Here is a 24,899-nt window from a genome sequence, read left to right on the forward strand (position 1 = left end):
CCTTGAGGGAATCAGATTCCCTCAAGGAGCCCTTCACGGACCGCGGCGGTTACTCCGGGACGGAGGCGGCGGACGCGGTCGGGGAGGGCGGCATGGTCGGGGAGGGCGGGGCGAGGCCGATGTCCAGGTCCGTCCGCTCGCGCTCCTTGCCGCCGAGAGTGAACGGCGAGGTGCAGCCGGTCGCCGGGTCGACGGCCGAGTCCAGTCCCGGCGCGCCCGCGCCGCGCTGGGTGACGGTGAGCCCGTCCGGCAGCTTCGACACGTCGAAGCACACCTGGTAGGTGCCGTCCTTGCGCTGGTCGAACAGGTAGCCGCCGTCGGCGTTCGTGCGCGCGGTGGCGACGGTGCCGCCCGCGCCGTCCTTGAGCGTCACCGGCAGGTCCGGGTAGCCGGGTTCGTCGTCGTCCTGTGTGCCGTTGCGGTTCAGGTCTTTCCACGCGCGATCGCCGATCTTGCCGACCGCGGGCTGCGGCGTGACGGTGACCGTCGCGGTCGCCTTCTGTTCGGCGAGCGGCCCGCCCGGCCCGGAGCCGGTGACCTTCGCGGTGTTGACGTGCCCGTTGTCGTCCTCGGTGAGGTTCGGATGGTCGCAGGCGAGTTCCTTCGACGCGTTGCCGGCGAGGTCGAACGCGCCGGGAAGACCGGTGCACCACGGGTCCTTCACGAGCAGCCCGGTAACCGGCTGCGAGCCGGTGTTGGCGACGGAGATGCGGAAGTGCGCGGCGTCGCCGGCCGGGATGGCAGCCGACGGGCCCCACGTTCCGTCCGCCGGATTCCGCACCTCCATCTTCACCGTGAACGCGGCGAGACCCACGTGCACGCAGTCCCACAGGACCCAGTTGTGGTTGGTGCTGGCGAAAAACGAGACCGCCGCGGTGTCGTCCGGCGCGGTGACCGGCGGCAGCTCCTGCTGGGCGAGCTTGCCGTCGGAGGCGATGTCGTGCGTCACCGCGAGCGGTTTCTCCACCAGCACGCGGCCGGTCCGGTCGGCGAAGCGCAACCCGGTGGTCGCGCTCGCGTGCGCACCGAGGCCGGTCTGCGCCGTGCCGGTCCACACCGACAGCGAGTATTGCCCGCCGGGCACCGCCTTCAGCTGCTGGCTGGCTGAGCTGACCCGGCCGTCCGGAGTCTGGATCTGGGCGTTGACGTGCCCGTCGACCGCGTGCCCGGTGCTCGTGACGAGCTTCGGCGCCCGGTCCGCCGGGGTGCCGCGCGGAACCGGCGCGGCGGGGCTGAACAGGTACTCCCGCGGCGCTCCGCCGGGCGAACCGGCGTCCTCCAAGCTCGGGTTGGCCGCGATGCCGCCGCAGTCCGGGGCCGCCTCGGCGGGAGCCGACCCGGGAGAAACGACGGCGAGCGCGCCGACCAGCATCGCAGTACTGGCCGCCGCGCCCGCCGTGCGTCCGATCGCGACTTTCTTTGCCCGCCTCACGCGGTGAAGCTAGACCCAGGAAGGCACTTCGGCGGTGAGAAACACCCCAAAGTGTTACCGGCGGCCGATCCGGCCAGGCAATCCGAAGGCGCCCTTCTTCCACACCGACACGATCGCCGGCCGCGGCTGCGAGGCGCCGCCGTCCGGCCAGTGCGAGGTCGGGTTCGCCGAACTGGGCGCGTCCTCGCCCGGATGCTGCACCGCGACGAGCACGAGGTTTTCGGTGACGACCGGACCGCACGTCTCGGCTCCGACCGGCACGGACAGGAACTGCTTCACGTGCCCGCGCTCGGGACCGGCCACCGGAACCGAGAAGAGGCCGTCGTTCGCGCCGAGGGTGTTGCCGTCGGTGGAGATCCACAGGTTGCCGTGCGGGTCGAAGGCCACGTTGTCCGGGCACGAGATCGGGCTGACCTGGTCCTTCGGGAAACCGCCGAAGTAGGTGTCGGCCGTGGCCGGATCGCCGCAGACCAGCAGCAGCCGCCAAGAGAACCGGGTCGCGGCGCTGTCCCCTCGTTCCTCGTCCCATTCGAGGACGTGCCCGTTTTTGTTGCGGGTGCGGGGGTTCGCCTCGTCCGGGGCGGCCTTGCCCGCCGCGCCGCGGTCGGAGTTGTTGGTGAGCGCGGCGTAGATCCGGCCGTTGACCGGGTTCGGCTCGATGTCCTCCGGACGGTCCATTTTGGTCGCCCCGGCGCGGTCGGCGGCCTGGCGGGTGAACACGTAGACCTCCTCTGCGGTGAATCCGTCCACAAAGGACTTGTCGCCGCTGGCGAGGGGAATCCACTCGCCGGTGCCGTCGAATTCGCCGTCGGCGGGCAGCTTTCCGGAGCCGTCGATCTCGCCGGGGCTGTCGCCGGAGAACTTGGCGACGTACAGGGTTCCTTCGTCCAGCAGCGCCGAGTTGTGCCGCCGGGCGAGCGCGGAATGTCCCTTCTTGTACTTGCCCTTCGACACGAATTTGTAGATGTACTCGAACCGCTCGTCGTCGCCGGAGTACACCGCGACCCGTCCGTCCGCGGTGATCTTGACGTTCGCCGCCTCGTGCTTGAACCGGCCGAGCGCGGTGTGCTTCACCGGCGTGGAATTCGGGTCGTTCGGGTCGATTTCCACGACCCAGCCGAACCGGTTGGGCTCGTTGGGCTCGCGCGAAACGTCCCAGCGCTGGTCGAAGCGCTCCCATTTGCGCGTGCTCTCGCCGGTGCCGATCGCGTACCGCTTGAGCCGCGCGGCCTGCGCCGGATCGGACACCTTGTCCGCGTGCGCGAAGTACTGGTGGAAGTTCTCCTCGCCGGACAGCACGGTGCCCCACGGTGTGACGCCGCCGGAACAGTTGTTCTGAGTGCCGCGCACGCGCTTGCCGGACGGGTCGGCCGACGTCTTGAGGTACTTCGAACCGGCCGCCGGACCGCGCACCTCGAAGATCGTGTCGAGCGTGATCCGCCGGTTCAGCGGGCTCGGCACGGTGCGCAGCGCGCCGCCGATCGGGTCGCGCAGCGTCTGCAGCACCGACAGCCCGTGCGCCGCCCAGGCGATTTTCACCTGCTCCTCGGTGGGGTTCGCCGGGTCGTACTGATCGGCCGGGAAGAGGTGCACCTCGGTGGTGTACTCGTGGTTGACCACCAGCAGATTGCGCAGGCCCAGCGGATCCTGCGGGATCAGGCCGACGAAGTCGTTGTTGTAGCCGAACTGCTTGGCCTGCGCGGCGGCGGTCTGCTTGCGGAAATCGAACTTCGGCGCGCCGGGGACCACCGGGTCGCCCCAGCGGATCACCACGTGCTGGGCGTAACCGTCGGGGATGCTGACGGCGTCGAGTTTGTTCGGCGGCACCGGCGTGAAGTCGGTACCGGGCACCGTGCGGCCCTTCGCCAGCGGCGCCGGGGCTTGGGTCGCCGGAGTGGCCGCGGCAGCGGTGCCGGACAGCGCGGCGAACCCGCCCGCCGCCGCGGCCATCACCGCACCTGCCTTGAAAACGCCGCGGCGCGAGACGCCCTTGGCGATGTCGCCGAAGTATTCGTTGCCGGTCGGGTTCGGGGCCTCGTGCGCGCAGGCGTTGCCGCAGCGGTACTCGCAGGTGATCGGTGACCGTCCGCCGGAATGCGCGGTGTACAAGGGCAGCAGTCGTCCGGGCTCCAGGGACACGGGGCCTCCAGGGTCGCTTCTCGGTGGGAACGCAGCGACCGTATGCGGCGAAAACCCCCTGAACCGGACCAAAAGATGAACAACGGGTGTATTCCACCAAAGACGGCGATCGGCCCTGAACAGACAGTCCAGGGCCGATCGCCAAGCGTCGCGGAAGCGCTCAGAACTCCTCGTCGCCGACGAGCGCGGCCTCCTTAGGCACGGTGTGCGGGTCGGCCTTCTTCTCGCGCTGCGAAAGCAGGACGGCGGCGATCAGGCAGAGCACCGCGGCGACCAGGAACGGTCCCTGCTCCCAGCCCATCCACTCGGCGATGTGGCCGACGAGCGTCGCCGCGACCGCGCCGCCGAACCAGCGGCAGAAGTTGTACCCGGCGCTCGCGACCGGCCGGGGCGCGTCGCTGATCGACATCGCGGTGCCGGTGAACAGCGTGTTCAGCAGCCCGGAAACCAGACCGGACACGATGATCCCGACGACCACCACCGGCTTGCTCGGGATGGCCAGCACCAGCATCAGCACGGTGTAGCCGACCACCGCCAGCGCCGCCGCGTGCCGTTCGCCGAAGCGGGCGGCCATCTTCGGGGCGAGCACCACCCCGGCGATCGCCACGCACAAACCCCAGCCGCAGAAGATCAGGCCGACCGCGATGGCGTTCCAGCCGAGCACGAACGGGGACCAGGCCAGCACGGCGAAGAACGCGGCGGTGTACAGCGCCGAGGCGATCGACGTACGCAGCAGGCCAGGGTGCTTCAGCGCGCGGATCGGGTCGAGCAGCTTGATCGGATCCCGCTTTTCGTGCGAATCGCTCTTCAGGAAGATCGAGCACAGCACCAGCGCGGCGATCATCAGCACCGCGGTGCCGAGAAACGGACCGCGCCACGAGATCGTGCCCAGCAGCGCGCCGAGCAGCGGGCCGACGGCGAGCCCGACCCCCAGCGCCGCCTCGTAAAGCAGGATCGCGCCGGATTGGCCCCCGGTCGCCGCCCCGACGATCACCGACAGCGCGGTGGCGATGAAGAAGGCGTTGCCGAGCCCCCACACCGCGCGCAGGCCGACCAGCTGCTCGATCGAACCGGCCGCGGCGCACAGCGCGGTCGCGGCGACGATCAGCGTCAGCCCGACGAGCACGGTCCGCTTGGCCCCGAACCGGGCGGACATCGCGCCGGTGAACAGCATCGCGATCACCTGCACGCCGAGATACGACGTGAACAGCAGCGTGACCTGGGACGGCGAAGCGTTCAGGCCCTTGGCGATGGACAGCAGGATCGGGTCGACGAGGCCGATGCCCATGAACGCGATCACCGCGGCGAACGCGGTGATCCACACCTGTTTGGGCTGGCCTTTGACCGCGTCCAGCAGGCTCGAGTGGTGCTCAGCGCTCATTGCGGATCAGTTCCTCCTTCGGGAGTTCGGGGGCTTCAGTGGAGTGCGGGTCGTCGCGGTGGAAGTCGGCGATCAGCTTGGTGAGCGCGGGAAGCGCGGCGTCGATGGCGGCGCTCTCGGCCGGGTCGAGACGCTCGAGCCGCGCCCGCAGCTCCGCCTCCCGGCCGGCGATCATCTCGGCGTAGAACCGCTCGCCTTCCGGGGTGGCCTCCACGAGCACGGCGCGCCCGTCCGCCGGATCGGGACGGCGGCTCACCATGCCGAGCCGTTCGAGCCTGCCGACGACGTCGGTCATCGACGGCATCCGCACGCGCTCGAGCCGGGCAAGCCTGCTCATCCGGCTCGGCCCCCTGCCGACCAGTTCCGACAGCACCGACCCCTGGGTCAGGGTCAGCAGCTGCGCGGATTCGCGGCGCACCAGGTAGTACAGCCGGAACACCACCGGCCGCAGCCGCTGCGCCAGATCGCCCGTCGAGGAAGTCACTTAGCTAGGCTAACAAAAATTAGTTAGGGTGGCGAAGTAACTCGGCTCACAAGGTGGGCCAGACCCGGCCCCTTAGGCTGAAGAAGTGGATGCGGTGATCTTCGACCTCGACGGCGTACTGGTGGACTCCGAGACAACCTGGGACGAGGTGCGCCGCGCCGTAGTAGCCGAGCACGGCGGGACCTGGCTGCCCGAGGCGACCCGCGTACAACAGGGGATGAGCACCCCGGAATGGGCGCACTACCTGGTGGAAACCCTCGGCGCCCAGCTCACACCGGACGAAATCGCCCGCACGGTGATCGACGAGATGGCTGCCCGCTACGCCGACCGCCCGCCGGTGATCGACGGCGCGGACCAGGTCGTCCGCGAGATCTCCCGGCACTGGCCGGTCGCGATCGCCAGCTCGTCGCCGCCGGTGCTGATCCATTCGTTCCTGACCGCGTGCGACCTGACGTCGCTCGTCCCGGTGGCGGTGTCGAGCGAGGAAGTGGCCGCGGGCAAGCCCGAGCCCGACGTCTACCTGCGCGCGGCGATGCTGCTGGGCGTCGAAGCTTCCCGCTGCGCCGCGGTGGAGGACTCCACGAACGGCCTCCGCGCGGCGTTCGCGGCGGACATGACGGTGTTCGCGGTGCCGAACCCGCACTTCCCACCGGATCCGGAGGTGCTGCGGGAGGCGACCGTGCTGCCGAATCTGGCCGCACTGCCCGCCGCGCTCAGCGAGTGACGCAGCCCACAGCGGCTGCTTGGCGCCATCCTGGACCCTGATCAGCGAGAGGGGCGGAAATGGCTGTGCCGCAAGGGGACTGGGACATCGTCAGCAGCATCGGGCTCACCGCGCTCGGGGTGACCGCCGGCCGCGCGATCGCGACCGCGGCGCCGGAACCGCTGATCAGAGACCCGTACGCGGCGGAATTCATTCGCGCCGCGAAGCCGCCGCGGCCGTTGCCGACCGAACCGGGCGACGACGCGCTCTGGCTGGCGATCGCCGACTACGTCCAATTGCGCGCGCGCTTCTTCGACGACCTGATCACCGGGACCGAGGCGCCGCAGATCGTGCTCCTCGCCGCCGGGCTCGACGCCCGCGCCTTCCGGCTCGACCTCTCCGGCCGCGACGTCTACGAAGTCGATCAGCCGCGCGTACTCGCGTTCAAACAAGAAGTACTCGACGGACTGGGCGCGAACCCACGCTGCCGACGGCACCCGGTCGGCGCGGATCTGCGCGAGAACTGGCCCGCTGCCTTGGAAAACGCCGGCTTCGCCCCGGACCGGCCGTCGGTGTGGATCGCCGAGGGACTGCTGCCGTACTTGCCCGCGCAGGCCGAAGAACTGCTGTTCGACCTCGTGCACGCGCGGTGCGCGGCGGGCAGCCGGATCGGCGTCGAGCACATCCCGCCGGGCGATCTCGCCGAACTGTCCGGCACCTTCCAGACATCCGAGGCGGGCGAACAGATGGGCTTGGCCGCGAACAACGTCTTCTCCACCGAGCCGCGCCGCGACCCCGCCGAATGGCTGACCCAGCAGGGCTGGGACGCGCGAGTGGAACGCGCGGCCGAACTCGCCGGCCGGTACGGAAAGCGCATGCCCGACCTGCTCGCCGGCCAGATGGCGAAAACCGCGCTGGTGACCGCCGACCTGCCCTGAGCCGCCGGTAACAGCCGTGAAGGGCCCCTTGAGGGAATCTGATTCCCTCAAGGGGCCCTTCACGGACGGTCAGGCTGGGGCTCAGCGCTCCACTTCGCCGCGGATGAAGGCGTCGACCGAATCCCGCGCGGTCGAGTCGTCGTACTGCTCCGGCGGCGACTTCATGAAGTAGGACGACGCGGACAGGATCGGGCCGCCGATGCCGCGGTCCTTCGCGATCTTCGCCGCGCGCACCGCGTCGATGATGATGCCCGCCGAGTTGGGGGAGTCCCACACCTCGAGCTTGTACTCCAGGTTCAGCGGGACGTCGCCGAACGCGCGTCCCTCGAGCCGGACGTAGGCCCACTTGCGGTCGTCGAGCCACTGCACGTAGTCCGACGGTCCGATGTGGACATTGCCCTTGCCGAGCTCGCGGTCCACCTGCGAGGTGACCGACTGGGTCTTCGAGATCTTCTTCGATTCGAGCCGCTCCAGCTCCTTCATGTTCAGGAAGTCCATGTTCCCGCCCACGTTGAGCTGCATCGTGCGGTCGAGCTGCACGCCGCGGTCCTCGAACAGCTTCGCCAGCACGCGGTGCGTGATGGTGGCGCCGACCTGGGACTTGATGTCGTCGCCGACGATCGGGACGCCCGCGTCTTCGAACTTCTTCGCCCACTCCGGGTCGGAAGCGATGAACACCGGCAGCGCGTTGACGAACGCGACGTTCGCGTCGATCGCGGCTTGCGCGTAGAACTTGTCGGCCTCTTCGGACCCGACGGGAAGATAGGAGACGAGCACGTCGACCTTCGCGTCGCGCAGCGCGCCGACCACGTCGACCGGAGCCTCGTCGGACTCCTCGATGGTCTCGCGGTAGAAGCGGCCGAGGCCGTCGTAGGTGTGCCCGCGCTGGACGGTGACGCCGAGCGGCGGCACGTCGGCGATCTTGATCGTGTTGTTCTCGCTGGCGGAGATCGCCTCCGAGAGGTCCCGGCCGACCTTCTTCGCGTCGACGTCGAACGCGGCGACGAACTCGATGTCGCGCACGTGGTAGTCGCCGAACTGGACGTGCATCAAACCGGGGACGCGCGCACCGGGATCCGCGTCGCGGTAGTACTGCACACCCTGGACCAGCGACGAGGCGCAGTTGCCGACGCCCACGATGGCCACCCGAACGCGGCGGTTCTCGCCCATGCCGGTTTCTCCTTCAATCTCATTCACTTGCATCTGCAGGTCTGCCGCCCCGTTGCGGCCGCCGCTCAACCGCGCCCCGGCTGCTCCGGGCCGCGCTGCTCGGCTTGTTCGTGCGCGATCAGCTCGTTGAGCCAGCGCACCTCCCGCTCGCTCGACTCCAGCCCCAGCCGGTGCAGCTCGCGGGTGTAGCGGTCGATCTTTTCCTCGGCCCTGGCCAGCGCGTCCCGCAATCCTTCGCGCCGCTCCTCGACGCGGCGGCGGCGGCCTTCCAGGATTCGCATCCTGACGTCGGCCGGTGTCCGCGAGAAGAACGCCAGGTGGACGCCGAATCCCTCGTCGTCCCACGTCTGCGGTCCCGCGTCGCCCAGCAGTTCGGCGAAGCGTTCCTTGCCCTCGGCGGTGAGCTTGTAGACGCGGCGGCCGCGCCGGGACCAGGCCCGGTCGTCCGCCTCGTCGAACTCCTCGACGAGGTAACCGGCCCGCAGCAGCCGGCGCAAGGTCGGATACAGCGAGCCGTACGAGAACGTCCGGAACATCCCGAGCGTCTCGTGCAAACGTTTGCGCAGCACGTACCCGTGCATGGGGGTCTCGTGCAGCAATCCGAGGATCGCGAGTTCGAGCACACCACACCCCATTCCGGGAATACGCCGCGGCCAGCACCGTTGATCACCGGGACCGGCTCAGCCAACCTACTCGCCGAGTATATCGCGCCGATACATCGAAGTGGCGGAAGTAACCCGCGACCAGCATCCTCCCGGCGATCCGTGATCAGAGCGTTATCTAACTTTCGGCGTGTCCGAACGGTCGCCAAGAGTGCGGGAAAGCAGGGGGCACCGCGGACACAGAAAGAGCCCGTACTCTGTCCTCGTGCGAAACCAGCGGCAGGTTGTGGATTACGCCTTGCAGCGCCGTGCGCTGCTGGCCGGCGTCCGCTCCGGACGCGTCGGAGACCACGAGGTCTGCGACGCGAGCCCGTACCTGCTCCGCGCGGCGAAATTCCACGGCAGACCCGAGGACCGGGCCTGTCCGATGTGCCGCCGGGCTCCGCTGCACCTCGTCTCCTGGGTGTACGGCGACGAGCTCAAGCACGTCTCGGGATCGGCACGCACGCCCGCCGAACTGGCCCGGATGTCCGGGATTTTCGGCGAGTTCACCGTCTATGACGTAGAGGTGTGCCGGACGTGCCACTGGAACCATCTGGTCCTGTCCTATGTCCTCGGCACGGGAGAGCCCCAGCCGAGACGGCCGCGAAGGACTGCCGGGCAGTGACGAGTACCACAACCGCTGCAGAACGCAGGGCGGCGCGCCGCCGTCCGTCCCGGACGGCGGCGCCGACACAGCAGACAGTGCCGCCTTCGGAGGCCCATTCGTGAACGACGACCGCAACCGCTCCTGGCCGAGCCAGGAGCCAGATGCACCTCGCCGTGCCCGGCGACCGCAGGAGGACCCCGGTCCCGCCTGGCCCGCCGATGACGCCCCCCGGCGCCCCGCGCCTCCCCGCCGTCCTCCCGCCGGCGGGCCGCGCCCGCCGCGCGCCCCGCGAGCCGAAGCCGGCCCCGAATGGCCGAGCGGCGACGAAGGCGGTCCGCAGTGGCCCGCCGACGAGCCGCGCCGTCCGCAGCGCCCGCCGCAGAACCGCACTCCGCAAGGCCGGCCCCCGCAGGGACCCGGCCCGCAGGATCGCGGTTCGGGCACCCGCGCGGCGCAGATCCTCGACGGACAGGGCGCGCCCGGCCCGCGCCGCCAGCCGCCGGGCGGGCGTCCCGTCCCCAACGGCGGCCCCAACGGGAACGCCACCCAGGGCTTCCGGCAGCCGCCGCCCGGCGGACGGCCGCCGCAGCGCCGCCCGGTCCCGCCGCCGCCTCCGCCGTCCTATCCGGAGACCGACCGCGAGCCGGACCTGATCACGCACGCCGAGCACAACGGCTACGCCCCGTACGACGACCGGTACGACGATCGCTACGACCCGTACGACGAGGAGACCCGCCTCGCCCAGTACTCGGACGACGCGGACTTCGAGGACGACCCGGAAGGCGAGGAGGACGGCAAGAAGAGCAAGGCCGACCTCACGCCGAAGCAGCGCCGCAAACGCCGGTGGAAGATCATCCGGCGAGTGCTGTACGCGATGTTCGGCCTGTTCGTCGTGGTGCCCGCGATCGCGTTCGTGATCACCTATTTCACCGTCGACGTGCCCTCGCCGCAGGAAGTCCTCGCGAAGCAGAGCCAGCCGATCACCTTCTACTACGGCGACAAATCGTTGATGGGCCGCTCGATCCCGGAGGGCGGCAACCGCGAGCTGCTGCAGCCCAACCAGGTGCCCGAGGTGGTCAAGCACGCCGTGTACGCGGCCGAGGACGCGACCTTCGAGACCAACTCCGGCTTCAACGTGATGGCGATCCTGCGGTCGGTCTTCAACCAGGCGACCGGCGGCGTCGGCGGCGGTTCGACCATCTCGCAGCAGTACATCAAGCAGGCGACCAAAAACGACGAGGCCACGCTGACCCGTAAGTGGACCGAGCTGGCGAAGTCGTTCAAGCTGAACAACGAGACGTCCAAATCGGACATCATCACCGGTTACCTGAACATCGTCTTCTTCGGCCGCGGCGCGAACGGCGTCGCCGCCGCGTCGAAGGCGTACTTCGGCAAGGACGTCGGGCAGCTCAACGCTTCCGAGGCGGCGCTGCTCGCCGGGATGATCCAGGGTCCTGGCAAGGACAAAGACAGCGCGTACGTCCAGAAGCGCTGGAACTACGTGATGGACCAGATGGTGGCCAACCACTGGCTCTCGCCCGCCGACCGCAAGGCCGCGCAGTTCCCCACGCTGATCCCGCGCGACTCGCAGAAGAAGCAGGACGCCGGAACGCTGGACTACTTCATCCGGCAGCGCATCGTGCAGGAGCTGGAGGCAAAGGGCTACAGCGAGGACAAGCTGTACTCCACCGGCGCGAAGATCTACACGACGATCGACCCGAACGCGCAGAAGCTCGCCGTGCAGTCCGTGCAGGACAACATGGATGGCCAGACCGACGAGAACCTCCGGGGAGCGCTGGTCGCCGTCGACCCGAGAACCGGGGGCGTGCTCGCCTATTACGGCGGGCCGACCACGGTGAAGAACGACGCGGGCAAGGACGTGCTCGCCACGGACTGGGCGAACACGCCGCAGAACCCCGGTTCGTCGATGAAGGCCTACGACCTCACCGCCTGGCTCAAGATGGGCAAGGGACTCGGCGAAACCTTCGACGGCACCGACCGGCGGCAGCTCGGCGGCCGCGTGGTCCGCAACGCGGGCGAAAGCTCCAGCTGCGGTCCGGTGTGCACGGTCAAGAAGGCCATGGAGGTCTCGGCGAACACCGTGTTCTACGACATGGTGCTGAACCAGGTGCACCCGGCCAGGGTCGCGGAAGCGGCGAAGGAGGCGGGCGTGCGGCCCGCGCCGCAGGGCAAGGGCAAGCTCGGCACGAGCGACGCCAACATCTCCCTCGGCGGTGGCGCCACCTCGGTCACGCCGGAGGACATGGCCGCCGGGTACTCGTCGTTCGCGTCCGGAGGCGTGCGCCGCGACCAGCACTTCGTCGCGAAGCTGACCAACTCCCAGGACGAGGTCATCTTCGACAACACCAACGGGCAGGGCAAACCCGCGTTCGACGACAACTCGGACAAGAGCAAGCAGATCGCCGGGAACGTGACCGACGCGCTCATCCCGGTCATCGCCGAATCGCACCTGAAGTGCCCGAGCGGCCACGACTGCGCGGGCAAGACCGGTACGCAGCAGTACGACCCGCGGGACAACGACCCGAGTTCGTACAAGGACCGCAACGCCCAGACCTGGATGGTCGGGTACACGCCGTCGGTGTCGGCCGCGGTCTGGATCGGCGGCGACGGCAACAAGCCGCTGCACGACAAGAACGGCAAGCCGATCTTCGGTAAAACGATCGCGGGTCCGGCCTGGCAGGACTTCATCACGAACTACCTGAAGGACAAGCCGGGCGAGAAGTTCGACAAGGTCTCCCCGATCGGCAAGGACGCCGACGAGGTCGTCACGTCGAGCAAGGCGGCCCCGCCGCCGCGCGAAACGTCCAGCGAGCAGCCGCCGCCGCCCACGACGTCCTCGTCGTCGGCACCGCCGACCAGCTCGTCGCATCCGCCGTCGTCATCGACGACGACGAGCCCGACCCGGCCGAGCGGCATCTTCGGCGGCGGCACCGAAGGCGGCAATCCGGGCAGCGGGGGAGGTCCCGTGGTGAACGGCGAACCCACGCGACGCACTGGCTGACCAGCGTCTCGCACTGAAAAGAGGCTCCTCTCCGCAGGCGGAGAGGAGCCTCTTTTTGCCGGTACCGCCCGGCTGGGGGTGCGGTAGGTTCACCGACGGTCTCCCTCCCCCGGGAAGGGGATCGGCCAGGCGAGTGAACCTCGACCAGGGTTGGCGCGTCTGGTGAACAGAGGGCCTCCTGCGTCCGCAGCTTGCCCGCGTCCGAGAAGAGGATCCGCAGTGAACGACGACCGCAACCGCTCCTGGCCCGACCGGGATCCCGACCCGCGGCGTCAACCACCTCCGGCCCAGTCCGGGCCGCCGCCGTGGGCCCGCGGCCCGCAGCGTCCCGCCGCCGGGCCGGCCAGGCCCTCCGGTCCGGCCGGGTCTCCGCCGCCGGGCCGCCGTCCGCCGCCTCCCGGCCGCCGCCCGGTCCCGCCGCCGCAGCGCGAACCGGAGCTGATGACCCACCGGATCGCCGAGGACGACTACCGCGATCCGGGCTATCGCGACGCCGGTTACCGGGACGAGGGCCCGCTCGATCCGGACGAGGTCTACCCGCCGGAAGACCTGGACAAGAAGGGCCGCACGCCGCAGCAGCGCAAAAAGAGACGCTGGAAGATCATCCGGCGCTGTGCGTACGCGTTCGTCGGCGTCTTCATCGTCATCCCGGCGATCGCGTTCGTGATCACCTATTTCATGGTCGACGTGCCCTCGCCGCAGAGCGTCGCGCAGGGCCAGAACCAGGCCGTCACCTATCTCTACGCCGACGGCAGCCCGATGGGCAAGGACGTGCCCTCCGGCGGCAACCGGCAGATCCTCACCCCGCAGCAGATCCCGGACGTGGTGAAACACGCGGTGATCGCGACCGAGGACTCGACGTTCGAGACCAACTCCGGCTTCGACGTCACCGGCCTGCTGCGCGCGGCGTTCAACCAGCTCACCGGCAAGGCGGGCGGCGGGTCCACGATCTCGCAGCAGTACATCAAGAAGGCCACCGACAACGACGCCCCGACGCTCACCCGTAAATGGACCGAGCTGGCGAAGTCCTTCAAGATGAACCAGACGTACGAGAAACAGGACATCATCACCGCGTACCTGAACATCATTTACTTCGGGCGCGGGGCGTACGGCATCGGCGCGGCGTCGCAGGCCTTCTTCCACAAGGACGTCTCGAAGCTCGACTACTCGGAGGCCGCGCTGCTGGCCGGGCTGATCCAGCAGCCGGGCCGCTCGGAGAACCCGAAGGTGGCCCAGGGCCGCTGGAACACCGCGCTCGACCGGATGCTCGAGAACAAATACATCACCGCGCAGCAGCGGCAATCGGCGCAGTTCCCGGCCGTGATCCCGCTGGAGGAATCGAAGGACGACTCGAACGCCCCGTACCGGTTCATCCGCGACCAGGTGAAGGCCGAACTGGGACAGCACGGCATCGACGACGACAAGTACTTCGCCGGCGGCTACACGGTCCAGACCACCATCGACAAGCGCGCCCAGGAGCTCGCGACCCAGGCGGCGACCGACGCGCTGAAGGACCAGTCGGACGACCGGCTGCTCGATTCGCTGGTGGCGGTCGATCCGAAGACCGGCGGGGTGCTCGCGTACTACGGCGGGCCGGGGCTGGTCGACGTGAACGGGAAGAAGCAGGCCGCCCGCGACTGGGCGAACACCCCGCAGAACCCCGGTTCGTCGATGAAGGCCTTCGACCTCACCGCGTTCCTCAAAATGGGCAAGGGAATCAACTCGACCTTCGACGGAAGCAACAACCGGGTCTTCGACGGCCGCGTCGTGCGCAACGCGGGTCCCAGCTCCAGCTGCGCCGGGCAGTGCACGGTCGCCGAGGCGATGAAACGGTCGGCGAACACGGTGTTCTACGACATGGTGCTGAACGAGACGCATCCGGGCCCGGTCGGACAGGCCGCCCAGGAGGCGGGCGTGAAGACCAAGGACAGCGGCGGCAAATCGGAGATCTCCACCGCGGACGCCAACATCGCGCTCGGCGGTGGAAACACCCGGATCACGCCCGCGGACATGGCCAGCGCGTACGCGACCTTCGCCGCCAACGGCCTCCAGCGCGACCGGCACTTCGTGAAGAAGGTGACCAACTCGCAGAACGAGGTCGCCTACGAGGCGCAGCCGAGCGCGGGCAAGCCGGTGTTCGACAGCAGCGCGGACAAAGCCAAGCAGATCGCGGGCAACGTGACCATGGCGCTGGGTCCGGTGATCGACTTCTCGCACCTGAAGTGCCCGTCCGGCCATGAATGCGCCGGCAAGACCGGTACCCAGCAGCACACGAAGCGGCCGGGCGAACCGGCGTGGGCGGCGAACGCGAACGCACAGACCTGGATGGTCGGCTACACGCCGTCGGTCTCGGTCGCGGCGTGGGTCGGCGCGGACGGCGACCAGGCGCTGCACGGTTCGGGCACGTCGCCGATCTACGGTTCGACGATCGCGGGTCCGATGTGGCAGAAGTTCCTCGACGGCTATCTCAAGGGCAAGCCCGCCGAGAAGTTCGATCAGGTGCAGTTGATCGGTGCGCAGGCCCCGCCGCAGCAGCAGGGGGACCAGAACGCGGGCGACGACCATCCGCCGCAGCAGACCAACGGCAACGAGCCGGACAACCCGGACGGCGACGGGAACAACCACGGCGGGCCGATCACCGGCGGGCCGAGTCAGCCGCATTGGCCGAGCGGGCTCCCGCACTGGCCGACGGGCAGGCCGTCGTCGCACAACCCGCCTAGCGGAGGCCCGTCGACCGGCGAGGATCCGCCGCAGGAATAGCGAAAAAGGCCGTGGCCGCGACGGTGGGGGGAGGCCGTCGCGGCCACGGCCGTTCAGGGGCGGTCTCAGCCGCCGAGCGTGATCACGCGGCCTTCGGCTCCCGAGCGGTGCGCGGCTTCGATCACGCGCAACGTCTCGACCGCGCTCGCCGGGTCCACCGGGAAGTCCGCCTCGCCGCGCAGCGCGTCCCGGACCTGGGCGTAAAACGCTTCGTAGCAACCGGTTTCGGTCGGCACCACTTCGGTCTGGTCGTTTACTCCGAGCCGCCCGGCGTCGCTTTCCGGTTCCACGCCCCAGCCCTCGTCGCCGGGACGGAGACCGGCTTTGATTTGCGGCTCTTGGACATCGAGGCCGTATTTGGTGAACGTCGCCTGGTCGCCGAGCACGCGGAAGCGCGGGTTGCGAGTGCCGGCGAGCGCTGACGACCACAGGTGCGACCGCACGCCGTTCGCGTGGTGCAGGGCCACGAACACGTCGTCGTCCACCTGGACACCGGGACGACGACGGTCGACCTCAGCGTAAACCTGAGTGACCGGGCCGAACAGCTGCAGCGCCTGGTCGACGATGTGCGCACCGAGGTCGTAGAGCAGACCGCCGGCCTCGGCCGGGTCGCCGAACTCGCGCCAGTTGTCCTTGATCTTCGGCACCCAGCGGTCGTAGCGGGATTCGAAGCGGAACACATTGCCGAGGCGGCCGGAGCCGAGCACCTTGCCGACGGTGCGGAAATCCGAGTCCCAGCGGCGGTTCTGGAAGACCGTCAGCCCGACGCCCTTGGCCTTCGCCGCGTCGACCACCCGCTGCGCTTCGGCCGCGGTCGGCGCGAACGGCTTGTCCACAACCACTGGAAGCCCCGCCTCGATCGCGCGGAGGGCGAGCGGCACGTGCGTACGGTTCGGCGTGGTCACCACGACCAGGTCGAGATCACCCGCACGGGCGAAAAGCGCGTCCGCGTCCGGGACTACCTCGGCGTCGGGATGTTCGGCGCGCGCCTGCGCGGCCCGGTCCGGGTTCGCGGTCACCAGCACGGCCGGCACCAGGCCGGGCGTCGCCGCGACCAGCGGCGCGTGGAAGATCCGGCCGCCGATCCCGTATCCGAGGATGCCGACCCGCGCGTCTTCAGCCATGAACCCCATTAAACAACACTGTTGCGTAATAGGCCACCCGTCCGCGATGATCGGCCGATGGCGGAAACCGGCGTCAATCTGCGCGGGCTGCGACGCCACAACCGCGCGCTGCTGCTCGGGCACATCCTGCGCGCGGGCGGGCTGAGCCGGGTCGAACTGGCGCAGCGGTCCGGGCTGACCCAGCAGGCCGTGTCGAAAATCGTGTCCGACCTGCTGCCGGAAGGCCTGCTGGACGTCGAACGCGCACCCGCGGCCGGGGTCGGCAAACCGCGCACGATGCTGCGGCTGCGCGCGGAAGCCCGCTGCGCACTCGGCGCACAGCTCGACCGGGACGGCTATCTCGTGCTGCGCACCGGACTGACCGGCGAGGTCGAGGAGATCGCGGAAGGCCCGCTGCCGATCGGCTTCACACCGGAAGCCGCGGTCACCGCGATCGCCAACGGGGTGCGCAAACTGCTCGCCGACGTCGATCCGGCGCGCGTGCTCGGGCTCGGCGTCGGCGCGGTGGGGCCGCTCGACCACCACGCCGGCCGCGTCCGGGACGCCACGAACATGCCCGGCTGGCACGACGTCCCGCTGCGCGATCTGCTCGCCGAACGCACCGGTTTGCCGGTCACGCTGGACAAAAACACCAATTCCGCCGCCTTCGCGCACGCCTGGCCGGAGGAGACCGCGGCGGCGACGGCCGTCGTGCTCGTCGGCACCGGAATCGGGGTCGGCCTGCTGATCGACGGACGCGTTTACCGAGGTCCGCGCACCAACGCGGGTGAGTTCGGCCACACCACCATCGCCTACGCCGGACCGCGCTGTGCCTGCGGACGCCGCGGCTGCGTCGAGGTCATGCACCGCGCCGCGGGCACGCCGCACGACGCCGCCCGGCTGCTCGGCATCGGACTCGCCGACCTGGTGCAGGTGCTCGATCTCGAACGGATCGTCCTGTTCGGACGGACCGTCCGCGGCGCGCCCGAGGTCTACCGGGAAACGGTCTCGCAGCAGCTGCGCGACCTGCTTCCGGTGCCGTACTGGCAGCGCATCGACGTCGAAGTGAGCGATCTCGACGAGGAGGCGGTGGCCCTCGGCGCCGCTTTCGAGGTGCTTGCCGCGTTTTACGAAGATCCGAAATGACCGGCGCCCCACCTGCGGACCGATAGCATCTCCCGACGTGTCCCGCGTCTCCGAACCCGCCACGGCCGAAGAGCCGGATTCGGCTCCCCGCACGCTCACCCCCGCGGAGCGGATCGCCCCCAGCAGGCAGGACCCGCTGGTGGCCGCGGCGACGAGACCCATCGGCGGTCCGATCGGTGCGCACGCGGCGGTAGGCAGGCAGTGGTTCTGGTCGCCGCAGCGCGTCGGGCTCGCGATGGCCGTGCTCGCGCTGGTGCTGTGCTGGTTCGGCAAGGCGTCGTGCATTCAGCAGTACAGCGATTCCAACGGGACGCACCAGCTCGACTGGCGGTCCGGCCGTCCGTTCGTCGCCATGTGCTACTCCGACATCGTCCCGCTCTACAGCTCGGAGAAGCTCGACGATTCGCGCACCTTCCCCTATGTCACGTCGTGGCAGGAGGATTCGCAGACCGCGGAGAACCAGACCCGGTACATGGAGTACCCGGTGGTCACCGGCCTGTTCCAGTGGATCAACGCGAAACTCGCGGCGGGCTGGACCTCGGTCGCGAACGCGGGCTGGCTGCCCGGCGCGCTGCCGGTGGCGATCTACTTCAACATCTCCGCGTTCTGGCTCGCGCTCGCCTGGCTGGTCACCGTGTGGGCCACGGGGCGGACGACGAAACGCCGGCCGTGGGACGCGGTGCTCGTCGCCGTCTCTCCGCTGGTACTGGTCCATACCTTTACGAACTTCGACGCGCTCGCCACCGCGGCCACCGCCGCCGGGATACTGGCGTGGTCGCGAAAACGCCCGGAGGTCGCCGGAGTCCTGTTCGGACTCGGCGTCGCGACCAAGCTGTATCCGCTGCTGCTGCTCGGAGTGCTGTTCCTGTTGTGCCTGCGCGCCGGGAAACTGCGCGCGTGGAGCCGGACCGCAGTGTTCACCGTGCTGGCCTGGCTGGTGGTGAACGTCCCGTTCATCGTGGCCGCGCCGCGCGGCTGGTGGGAGTTCTTCCGGCTCAACACCTTGCGCCCGATGGACCCGGATTCGCTCTACAACGTGGTCTCCTACGCCACCGGCTGGGCGGGTTTCGACGGCGTGCTCCAAAAAGGACAGACGCCGACCGTGCTGAACCTCGTGGTGACGGTGCTGTTCCTGATCTGCTGCGCGGGAATCGCGTACGTCGCGCTCACCGCGCCGAGGCGGCCGAGGTTCGGGCAGCTGGCTTTCCTTGTGGTGGCGGCGTTCCTGCTGACGAACAAGGTGTGGAGCCCGCAGTACTCGCTGTGGCTCGTCCCGCTGGCCGTGCTGGCGATCCCGCGCTGGCGGCTGCTGCTGGGCTGGATGGTCATCGACGCGGCGGTGTGGGCGCCGCGGATGTTCTACTACCTCGGCGTCGACCACAAAGGACTGCCGGCGGGCTGGTTCCTCGGCGGGGTAGTCATCCGCGACCTCGCCGTGATCGGGCTGTGCGTGCTGGTGATCCGCGAGATCTACCGTCCGCGCACCGATCTGGTCCGGCTCTCCGGGGACGACGATCCGGCGGGCGGCGTGCTGGAGCGGGCCCGCGACAAGGTCACCTTCGCGCCCTTCCTCCGCGCCCGCGCCGACGCTCAGCAGCCGGTCTCGTGATCCGTGAAGGGCTCCTTACGGGAATCTGATTCCCTCAAGGAGCCCTTCACGGACTTCAGACGAGTTGTTTGCGCAGGTACGCGATGTCGGCGGCCTGGCCTTCGCCCGGCGTCTCGACGACCACCGGCGCGCCTGCCTGGCGCACGACCTCGGCGAGCAGTTCCGGTTCGATCGTGCCGTCGCCGTCGACCACCGAAGCGTGCCGGTCGCGGTTGGAGCCGTGCTCGTCGCGGGAGTTGTTGCAGTGCACCAGGTCGATCCGGCCGGTGATGGCCTTGATCTTCTCCACCGCGGTCTCCAGATCCCAGCCCGCCGCGTAGGCGTGGCAGGTGTCGAGGCAGAAGCCCGCGCCGAACTCGCCGACCTTGTCCCACAGCCGGGCGATCACGTCGAGTTCGCGAGTCATCGCGTTGTCGCCGCCCGCGGTGTTCTCGATCAGGATCGGCACCGCGAAGCCGCCCTTCTCCGCTTCGCGCTCGAAAAGCTTGCGCCAGTTGAGCAAGCCCTCCTCGACGTCGTCGCCCGCGCCGACGTGCCCGCCGTGCACGATCAGGCCCTTCGCGCCGATCGCGGCGGCCCCGTCGGCGTGCTGGGTGACGTTCTTGCGGGACGGGATGCGGATCCGGTTGTTCTTGGACGCGACGTTGATCAGGTACGGCGCGTGGATGAACACCTCGACCGGGGAGGCTTTGATCTCCTCGCCGTGCGGGTGCGGCTTAGGTGCCTTCCATCCCTGTGGGTCGGAGAGGAAGAACTGGACGACGTCGGCTTCTCGCTCGGCGACGGCGGCCAGCGGATCGTCGTCGCGGACATGGGCGCCAATCTGCATGCCTTGACGCTACTACCGGGCGAATCTCCCCCTTCCGGCCCAGTTGGTGACTCTCGTGGAGTACCGTGAGCGCGTTCCGTGATCCACTCGGGGGAGGAAAGACATGCGGAAACGCGCTGGACGGACGGTCGCGCTCGGAGTCGCGCTCGCCGCGCCTCTGCTGTCGGCAGCACTGGCCTTTCCCGCCACCGCGTCCGCGGATCCGAACCCGACCGTGAGCGGCGATTGCGAATCCACGCTGCAGAACGGCAAGAACGGCACCGGCCTCGCGCTCGACGCGGGCGCTCCGCTCAACGCGCCGAACCGGCTGACCGTCGGCCTCGATTCCAAGGCGAAGCAGTCCGACGGCAACCACACGCTGCTCACCGTCCCGGTCGGCGATGTCGCCCGCACGCTGGGGGTCGGCGAGGTCCCGGTGGTGGGCGAAACGGCCGCGAAGGACACTTGCCCGATGCTGCAGGCGACGGCGAACGGCGTCGGCAACGCGACCCAGGGACTGATTGGCGGAGTACCGCCGCTCGTCCCGACGCCGCCTGGACCGCCGGGGCCCAACCCGGGACCGCCGAAGCCCAATCCGCCGTCCCCGGCCCCCGGTCCCGGCGGTCCTGGCCAGCCCGTCCCCGGCGGTGACTCGCTCGGCCCGGTGATCTCCGGCGGCGGACTGTCCGGACCGTCCGGCCTCGACGCGGTGTCCGGCATCTTCACCGGAGCCGCGATGCTCCCGGCGACCTTCGTGCAGGCCCCGATCGTCACGACGGTCGTGCCCGGCCAGCTGCCGCAGGACCAGGTGCCGACGGTCGACGCGAAGCGGTCCGGCACCGCCGAGGCGCTGCCCGCGGCCAACCCGCCCGCCCGGCTGCCGCTGCTGATCGCGGTGCTGGCGCTCGCGATGGTGGCCGCCGCGCTGGTGCGCACGTGGCTGCGCCGCAAACCCGCCTGACTCTCACCCTGAGTAGCGCCCGCTTCCACCCGAATGCCTGACCTCGGAGGGGAGGCGGGCGTTACTCGTCTTCGTTACCGTCGTTGTCCTCAGCAAGGCAGGTACAGCGGACTCGGCGAAAGGGTCGACGGCCATGCAGCAGCACCGGGCACGGAGGGCCACCGCAGTGGGCGCCGCCGCTTTCGTCCTGGCCGGCTCCGCCGCACTCGCCGCGCCAGGCACCGCGTCGGCGAGCACGCTGACCGCGACCTGCGGTTCCACCATCACCGCCAAACCCGGCGACCACGTCCAGGCGACCACTCCACTGCTCGGCATCCCGATCGACCTCGGCATCGTCGGCCAGGTCTCCGGCGTGCTCACCGGCACCATCAACGCGATCCTCGGCACGGTCTGCAAGGTCACGGTGAACGTGGTCAACACCGTCGTCGCGCCGGTCCCGGTGGTCGGCGCGCCCGCCGCGAGCGCGGTCAACGGCGCGGTCGCGGGCACCACGAACACGCTTCAGCAGGGTGTCGCGGCGGCCGGCCAGGCTTTCACCGGCAGCCAGCAGCCGGGCAAGCAGAACCCAGGTCCCAACCCGCAGCAACCGCCGTCCGGCAGCAACGGCGGCAGCCCGCAGCAGGGCGGCTCGCCCGGGCAGCAGGCTCAGATGCCGGGCTCGACCAGCCCGGTCCTCGGCGATTTCGGCGGAACCGGCGGCGGGGCCGCGCCGTTCTCGGCGTTCCTGCCGAACTTCGGCAATTTGTCGTACGGCTACAGCACCGGCTACGCGCCGATGCGCGATTACAGCGGCATCCCGATGGCGATGGCCGGATTGTTCAGCCCGTCGCCTTCGCTGCGATACGGCAGCCAGATCCCGGGTTACGCGCCGCAATACGGCATCTCCAACCCGGACGGCTCGACCGGCGGCGACCGCACGATCCAGAACGCGGGCAACGCCGAAGCATTGCCGGGCACCGGCGGCAACCACACGAACGGGTTGGACTGGCCGGTTCTGGTGGCAGTTTTGGCACTCTCCGGAGTCAGCGCGGGCCTGGTCCGCACCTGGGTGCTCCGCCGAATGGCCGCTACGAATTAGGCCAACTCACCAGTATCTTTGCCGGAGTCCACTCGTTGTTCCTGATGCGACGAACCATGCCCACGGACCCCGGAGGATAGTGCTCGTGCGGAAAATCCCCACCTGGAAGCGAACCCGTCGAGCACTCACCGTCACCGCTCTCGCCGCCCTCTTCACCGGCGGCACGTTCCTGGGCACCGGCACCGCGTCCGCGGCGACCACGCTCGCGAACCAGTGCAAGGGCTCGGTCACCGGCGGCATGGGCGACGCGGTCGCCGTGCCCGGCTCGGCGGTCAAGGAGATCGTCCGCCAGTCGGCCAGAGACCAGGTGACGTTCTGGAGCTTGGCCACCGTCTGGCCGGACTCGCTGGCGAACGCCATCGCGAACAAGGGCAACCTGCAGGTCGGCGCGATCCCGAACTCCGCGGGCGGCACGATCGGCGGGGACGCGATCGGCCAGGTCGTCTCGAACGCGCTGAAGAACGAGTGGGGACTCGGCGTGCTGCCGGACACCAAGACCAAGGTGCTGAACGGGATCCGCAGCGGGGTCGCGTCCGCGTGCGGGCTCACCACGGTGGCGAACAACTACCAGGCGCCGTCGTCCTCCAGCTCCCCGTCGAACAGCGGCACCCAGCCGAACGGGAACGCGCCCGCGCAGAACGGCGGCGGCAACCCGCTCGGCAACTACCAGCCGGGCTCGACCGGAATCGCGCCGCCGCGCGACTACGGCAACATCCCGACCGCGACCGCGGGCACCCCGGGCGCGCTGGGCACCGCGATCGCGCCCGGCGCGCGCTACGGCACGCTGCCCGGTTCCGGCGCACTGCCGCAGCAGCCGTCGGCCGGACAGGACCCGCAGGGCCAGCAGGGCCCGGACATCCGCAACGCGGGCAACGCCGAAGCGCTGGCGAGCCAGGGCGGAGCCTCGGACGTCCAGCTGCCGATGCTGCTCGCGGTGATCGTGCTGGCCGGGGTCACCGCCGGGCTCGTCCGCACCTGGGTGCTGCGCCGCGTCAGCTGACCCGCCGGACGGGACTGCCGGACCCGCCGGGTACGCTTACCTGGACAAACCCTCCTGTCACGGAATCCGCCGTGGCCGCGAGACCATAGGAGGTGAGTGGTTATGTCACGCCATTACGAGGTAATGGTCATCCTGGACCCCACGCTCGACGAGCGTACGGTCGCGCCCACGCTGGACAACTTCCTCAACGTGATCCGCACTTCGGGCGGAAGCGTCGAGAAGGTCGACGTCTGGGGCCGCCGTCGCTTGGCGTACGAGATCAAGAAGAACGCCGAGGGCATCTACGCGCTGCTGGACCTGAACTCGACGGCCGACGCCGTCAAGGAACTGGACCGCCAGCTGTCGCTGCAGGAAACCGTGCTGCGCACCAAGGTCATGCGCCGCGAGGTCAAGGCCGCGGCCAAGCCCGCGCCCGCCAAGGCCTGATCCGAGCCCGATTCCGAAGGGACGCCATCCGTGGCTGGAGACACCGTCATCACCGTGGTCGGGAACCTCACGTCCGACCCGGAACTGCGCTTCACCCCGTCCGGTGCGGCGGTCGCGAACTTCACCGTCGCGTCCACCCCACGCACGCTCGACCGCCAGAGCGGCGAGTGGAAGGACGGCGAGGCGCTGTTCCTGCGCTGCAACATCTGGCGACAGGCGGCGGAAAACGTCGCCGAGTCGCTCACGCGGGGCGCCCGCGTGGTGGTGCAGGGGCGGCTGAAGCAGCGGTCGTTCGAGACCAAGGAAGGCGAGAAGCGCACCGTCGTCGAGCTCGAGGTCGACGAGATCGGCCCCTCGCTTCGCTACGCGACGGCGAAGGTCAACAAGGTCAGCCGCGGTGGCGGCGGCGGTGGTGACTTCGGCGGCGGAGGCGGCTTCAACGGAGGCGGCGGCAATCGCGGCGGCGGCGGCAACAGCGCGCCCGCCGACGACCCGTGGGGCTCGGCCCCGCCCGCGGGCGGTGGCGGCGGAGGCTTCTCCGACGAACCCCCGTTCTGATCTCATCTCTTTCTAGAATTCCAGGAGTACTCCAGTGGCCAAGCCACCCATTCGCAAGCCCAAGAAGAAGGTCTGCGTGTTCTGCAAGGCCGAGAAGAAGGGCCGCCCGGAAACGATCGACTACAAGGACACCAACCTGCTGCGGAAGTACATTTCCGACCGCGGCAAGATCCGTGCCCGTCGCGTTACCGGCAACTGCAGCCAGCACCAGCGCGACATCGCCATCGCGGTGAAGAACTCGCGCGAGATGGCGCTGCTGCCCTACACGTCCACCGCGCGCTGAGGGGAGCACTAGTCATGGCGAAGATCATTCTCACCACCGACGTGGCGAACCTCGGCGGCCCCGGCGACATCGTCGAGGTCAAGGACGGCTACGCCCGCAACTACCTGCTGCCGCGCGGCTACGCCATCGTGGCCAGCAAGGGCGCGGAGAAGAACGTGCGCACGATCCAGCGCGCGCAGGAATCCCGCCGCATCCGCGACCTCGACCACGCCAAGGAGATCAAGGCGACGCTCGAGGGCCTCGGCGCGATCCAGCTGACCGGCAAGGCCGCAGCCGGCTCGAAGAAGCTGTTCGGCTCGATCACCGCCGGCGAGATCGTCGACGCGATCAAGGCGCAGGGCGGCCCGCTGCTCGACAAGCGCGTCCTCGACCTGCGCGACCACATCAAGACGGTCGGCAAGCACTCGGTCAACGCCCGCCTGCACCCGAACGTGAAGGTGGACCTCCGGCTCGAGGTCAAGGCCACGGCCGCGAACTGACGCTCGCGTCTTTTTCCGCGAACCGCCCCCGGGACTTTCTCCCGGGGGCGGTTTCGTTTCGGCGGACTTCCCGCAGCTCGGACCCGGTCTCGAAACAACTGAAGGCGAAGCGGGAACCAACTCGCGTGCGTTACCATCCAACATGCTGATCTCGCCGCTTGGGGAGCG

Annotated in this window: 22 protein-coding genes; 14 read left to right on the forward strand and 8 right to left on the reverse strand. The window is 69.5% G+C overall.

Features of this window, described 5'->3' with window-relative positions; translation table 11 throughout:
- Nucleotides 1-49: 49 nt before the first annotated feature.
- The 4 genes from ACWGIC_RS22895 to ACWGIC_RS22910 form a co-directional block, all read right to left on the reverse strand.
- Complete coding sequence (locus ACWGIC_RS22895; protein ID WP_452077979.1) at nucleotides 50-1,432, reverse strand: DUF7850 domain-containing protein; 1,383 nt, start codon at nucleotides 1,430-1,432, stop codon at nucleotides 50-52.
- A gap of 54 nt (nucleotides 1,433-1,486) precedes the next feature.
- Nucleotides 1,487-3,571, reverse strand: a complete 2,085-nt coding sequence (locus ACWGIC_RS22900; protein WP_452077980.1) for a PhoX family protein — start codon at nucleotides 3,569-3,571, stop codon at nucleotides 1,487-1,489.
- A gap of 160 nt (nucleotides 3,572-3,731) precedes the next feature.
- The gene (locus ACWGIC_RS22905; protein WP_452077981.1) at nucleotides 3,732-4,952 is read right to left on the reverse strand and encodes an MFS transporter; all 1,221 of its coding nucleotides are present in this window, start codon (nucleotides 4,950-4,952) and stop codon (nucleotides 3,732-3,734) included.
- Nucleotides 4,942-5,436: a MarR family winged helix-turn-helix transcriptional regulator gene (locus ACWGIC_RS22910; RefSeq protein WP_452077982.1), complete on the reverse strand. Its 495-nt coding sequence runs from the start codon at nucleotides 5,434-5,436 to the stop codon at nucleotides 4,942-4,944. Before ACWGIC_RS22910 ends, ACWGIC_RS22905 begins: the two co-directional genes overlap by 11 nt.
- Nucleotides 5,437-5,521: 85 nt before the next feature.
- On the opposite strand from ACWGIC_RS22910, the gene ACWGIC_RS22915 reads away from it, so the two are divergent.
- Together ACWGIC_RS22915 and ACWGIC_RS22920 are read left to right on the forward strand one after the other, a co-directional pair.
- On the forward strand, nucleotides 5,522-6,160 hold the full coding sequence (locus ACWGIC_RS22915) for an HAD family hydrolase (protein WP_452077983.1): 639 nt from the start codon (nucleotides 5,522-5,524) through the stop codon (nucleotides 6,158-6,160).
- 59 nt (nucleotides 6,161-6,219) lie between these two features.
- Nucleotides 6,220-7,077, forward strand: a complete 858-nt coding sequence (locus tag ACWGIC_RS22920) for an SAM-dependent methyltransferase (RefSeq protein ID WP_452077984.1) — start codon at nucleotides 6,220-6,222, stop codon at nucleotides 7,075-7,077.
- Between the two features lie 81 nt (nucleotides 7,078-7,158).
- Here ACWGIC_RS22920 and ACWGIC_RS22925 read toward each other — a convergent pair whose 3' ends face one another.
- The gene (locus ACWGIC_RS22925) at nucleotides 7,159-8,247 is read right to left on the reverse strand and encodes an inositol-3-phosphate synthase (RefSeq protein ID WP_452077985.1); all 1,089 of its coding nucleotides are present in this window, start codon (nucleotides 8,245-8,247) and stop codon (nucleotides 7,159-7,161) included.
- A 65-nt stretch (nucleotides 8,248-8,312) separates the two neighbouring features.
- A complete protein-coding gene (locus tag ACWGIC_RS22930) occupies nucleotides 8,313-8,870 on the reverse strand; it encodes a PadR family transcriptional regulator (protein WP_452077986.1) in 558 nt (185 codons plus the stop codon).
- 244 nt (nucleotides 8,871-9,114) lie between these two features.
- On the opposite strand from ACWGIC_RS22930, the gene ACWGIC_RS22935 reads away from it, so the two are divergent.
- The 3 genes from ACWGIC_RS22935 (at nucleotide 9,115) to ACWGIC_RS22945 (ending at nucleotide 15,280) form a co-directional block, all read left to right on the forward strand.
- The gene (locus ACWGIC_RS22935; protein ID WP_452077987.1) at nucleotides 9,115-9,516 is read left to right on the forward strand and encodes a DUF5318 domain-containing protein; all 402 of its coding nucleotides are present in this window, start codon (nucleotides 9,115-9,117) and stop codon (nucleotides 9,514-9,516) included.
- Nucleotides 9,517-9,616: 100 nt separating this feature from the next.
- Nucleotides 9,617-12,520 carry a transglycosylase domain-containing protein gene (locus ACWGIC_RS22940; RefSeq protein ID WP_452077988.1) on the forward strand — a complete coding sequence of 968 codons (2,904 nt, stop codon included), beginning with the start codon at nucleotides 9,617-9,619 and terminating at the stop codon, nucleotides 12,518-12,520.
- Nucleotides 12,521-12,739: 219 nt separating this feature from the next.
- Complete coding sequence (locus ACWGIC_RS22945; RefSeq protein ID WP_452077989.1) at nucleotides 12,740-15,280, forward strand: transglycosylase domain-containing protein; 2,541 nt, start codon at nucleotides 12,740-12,742, stop codon at nucleotides 15,278-15,280.
- Between the two features lie 65 nt (nucleotides 15,281-15,345).
- On the opposite strand, the gene ACWGIC_RS22950 is transcribed toward ACWGIC_RS22945, so the two are convergent.
- Nucleotides 15,346-16,404: a Gfo/Idh/MocA family oxidoreductase gene (locus ACWGIC_RS22950; RefSeq protein ID WP_452077990.1), complete on the reverse strand. Its 1,059-nt coding sequence runs from the start codon at nucleotides 16,402-16,404 to the stop codon at nucleotides 15,346-15,348.
- A 57-nt stretch (nucleotides 16,405-16,461) separates the two neighbouring features.
- On the opposite strand from ACWGIC_RS22950, the gene ACWGIC_RS22955 reads away from it, so the two are divergent.
- On the forward strand, nucleotides 16,462-17,529 hold the full coding sequence (locus tag ACWGIC_RS22955) for an ROK family transcriptional regulator (protein ID WP_452077991.1): 1,068 nt from the start codon (nucleotides 16,462-16,464) through the stop codon (nucleotides 17,527-17,529).
- Nucleotides 17,530-17,566: 37 nt separating this feature from the next.
- Complete coding sequence (locus ACWGIC_RS22960; RefSeq protein ID WP_452077992.1) at nucleotides 17,567-19,138, forward strand: glycosyltransferase family 87 protein; 1,572 nt, start codon at nucleotides 17,567-17,569, stop codon at nucleotides 19,136-19,138.
- Nucleotides 19,139-19,193: 55 nt separating this feature from the next.
- Here ACWGIC_RS22960 and ACWGIC_RS22965 read toward each other — a convergent pair whose 3' ends face one another.
- Nucleotides 19,194-19,967 carry a deoxyribonuclease IV gene (locus ACWGIC_RS22965; protein ID WP_452077993.1) on the reverse strand — a complete coding sequence of 258 codons (774 nt, stop codon included), beginning with the start codon at nucleotides 19,965-19,967 and terminating at the stop codon, nucleotides 19,194-19,196.
- Between the two features lie 103 nt (nucleotides 19,968-20,070).
- On the opposite strand from ACWGIC_RS22965, the gene ACWGIC_RS22970 reads away from it, so the two are divergent.
- The 7 genes from ACWGIC_RS22970 to rplI all read left to right on the forward strand — a co-directional run bounded on the left by ACWGIC_RS22970 (nucleotide 20,071) and on the right by rplI (nucleotide 24,731).
- Entirely contained in the window at nucleotides 20,071-20,907 is an 837-nt protein-coding gene (locus ACWGIC_RS22970; protein WP_452077994.1) for a hypothetical protein, read from the forward strand.
- A gap of 166 nt (nucleotides 20,908-21,073) precedes the next feature.
- The gene (locus ACWGIC_RS22975; protein WP_452077995.1) at nucleotides 21,074-21,985 is read left to right on the forward strand and encodes a hypothetical protein; all 912 of its coding nucleotides are present in this window, start codon (nucleotides 21,074-21,076) and stop codon (nucleotides 21,983-21,985) included.
- A gap of 79 nt (nucleotides 21,986-22,064) precedes the next feature.
- A complete protein-coding gene (locus ACWGIC_RS22980) occupies nucleotides 22,065-22,985 on the forward strand; it encodes a hypothetical protein (protein ID WP_452077996.1) in 921 nt (306 codons plus the stop codon).
- Nucleotides 22,986-23,087: 102 nt separating this feature from the next.
- Nucleotides 23,088-23,411, forward strand: a complete 324-nt coding sequence (gene rpsF, locus ACWGIC_RS22985; RefSeq protein WP_116206072.1) for a 30S ribosomal protein S6 — start codon at nucleotides 23,088-23,090, stop codon at nucleotides 23,409-23,411.
- 30 nt (nucleotides 23,412-23,441) lie between these two features.
- Nucleotides 23,442-23,969 carry a single-stranded DNA-binding protein gene (locus tag ACWGIC_RS22990; RefSeq protein ID WP_009085240.1) on the forward strand — a complete coding sequence of 176 codons (528 nt, stop codon included), beginning with the start codon at nucleotides 23,442-23,444 and terminating at the stop codon, nucleotides 23,967-23,969.
- 34 nt (nucleotides 23,970-24,003) lie between these two features.
- On the forward strand, nucleotides 24,004-24,252 hold the full coding sequence (gene rpsR / locus ACWGIC_RS22995; RefSeq protein WP_009085242.1) for a 30S ribosomal protein S18: 249 nt from the start codon (nucleotides 24,004-24,006) through the stop codon (nucleotides 24,250-24,252).
- A gap of 14 nt (nucleotides 24,253-24,266) precedes the next feature.
- Nucleotides 24,267-24,731, forward strand: coding sequence for a 50S ribosomal protein L9 (rplI, locus tag ACWGIC_RS23000; RefSeq protein WP_344282598.1), 465 nt, complete (start codon nucleotides 24,267-24,269; stop codon nucleotides 24,729-24,731).
- Nucleotides 24,732-24,899: the final 168 nt, after the last annotated feature.

Source organism: Amycolatopsis sp. NPDC054798, assembly GCF_053611505.1.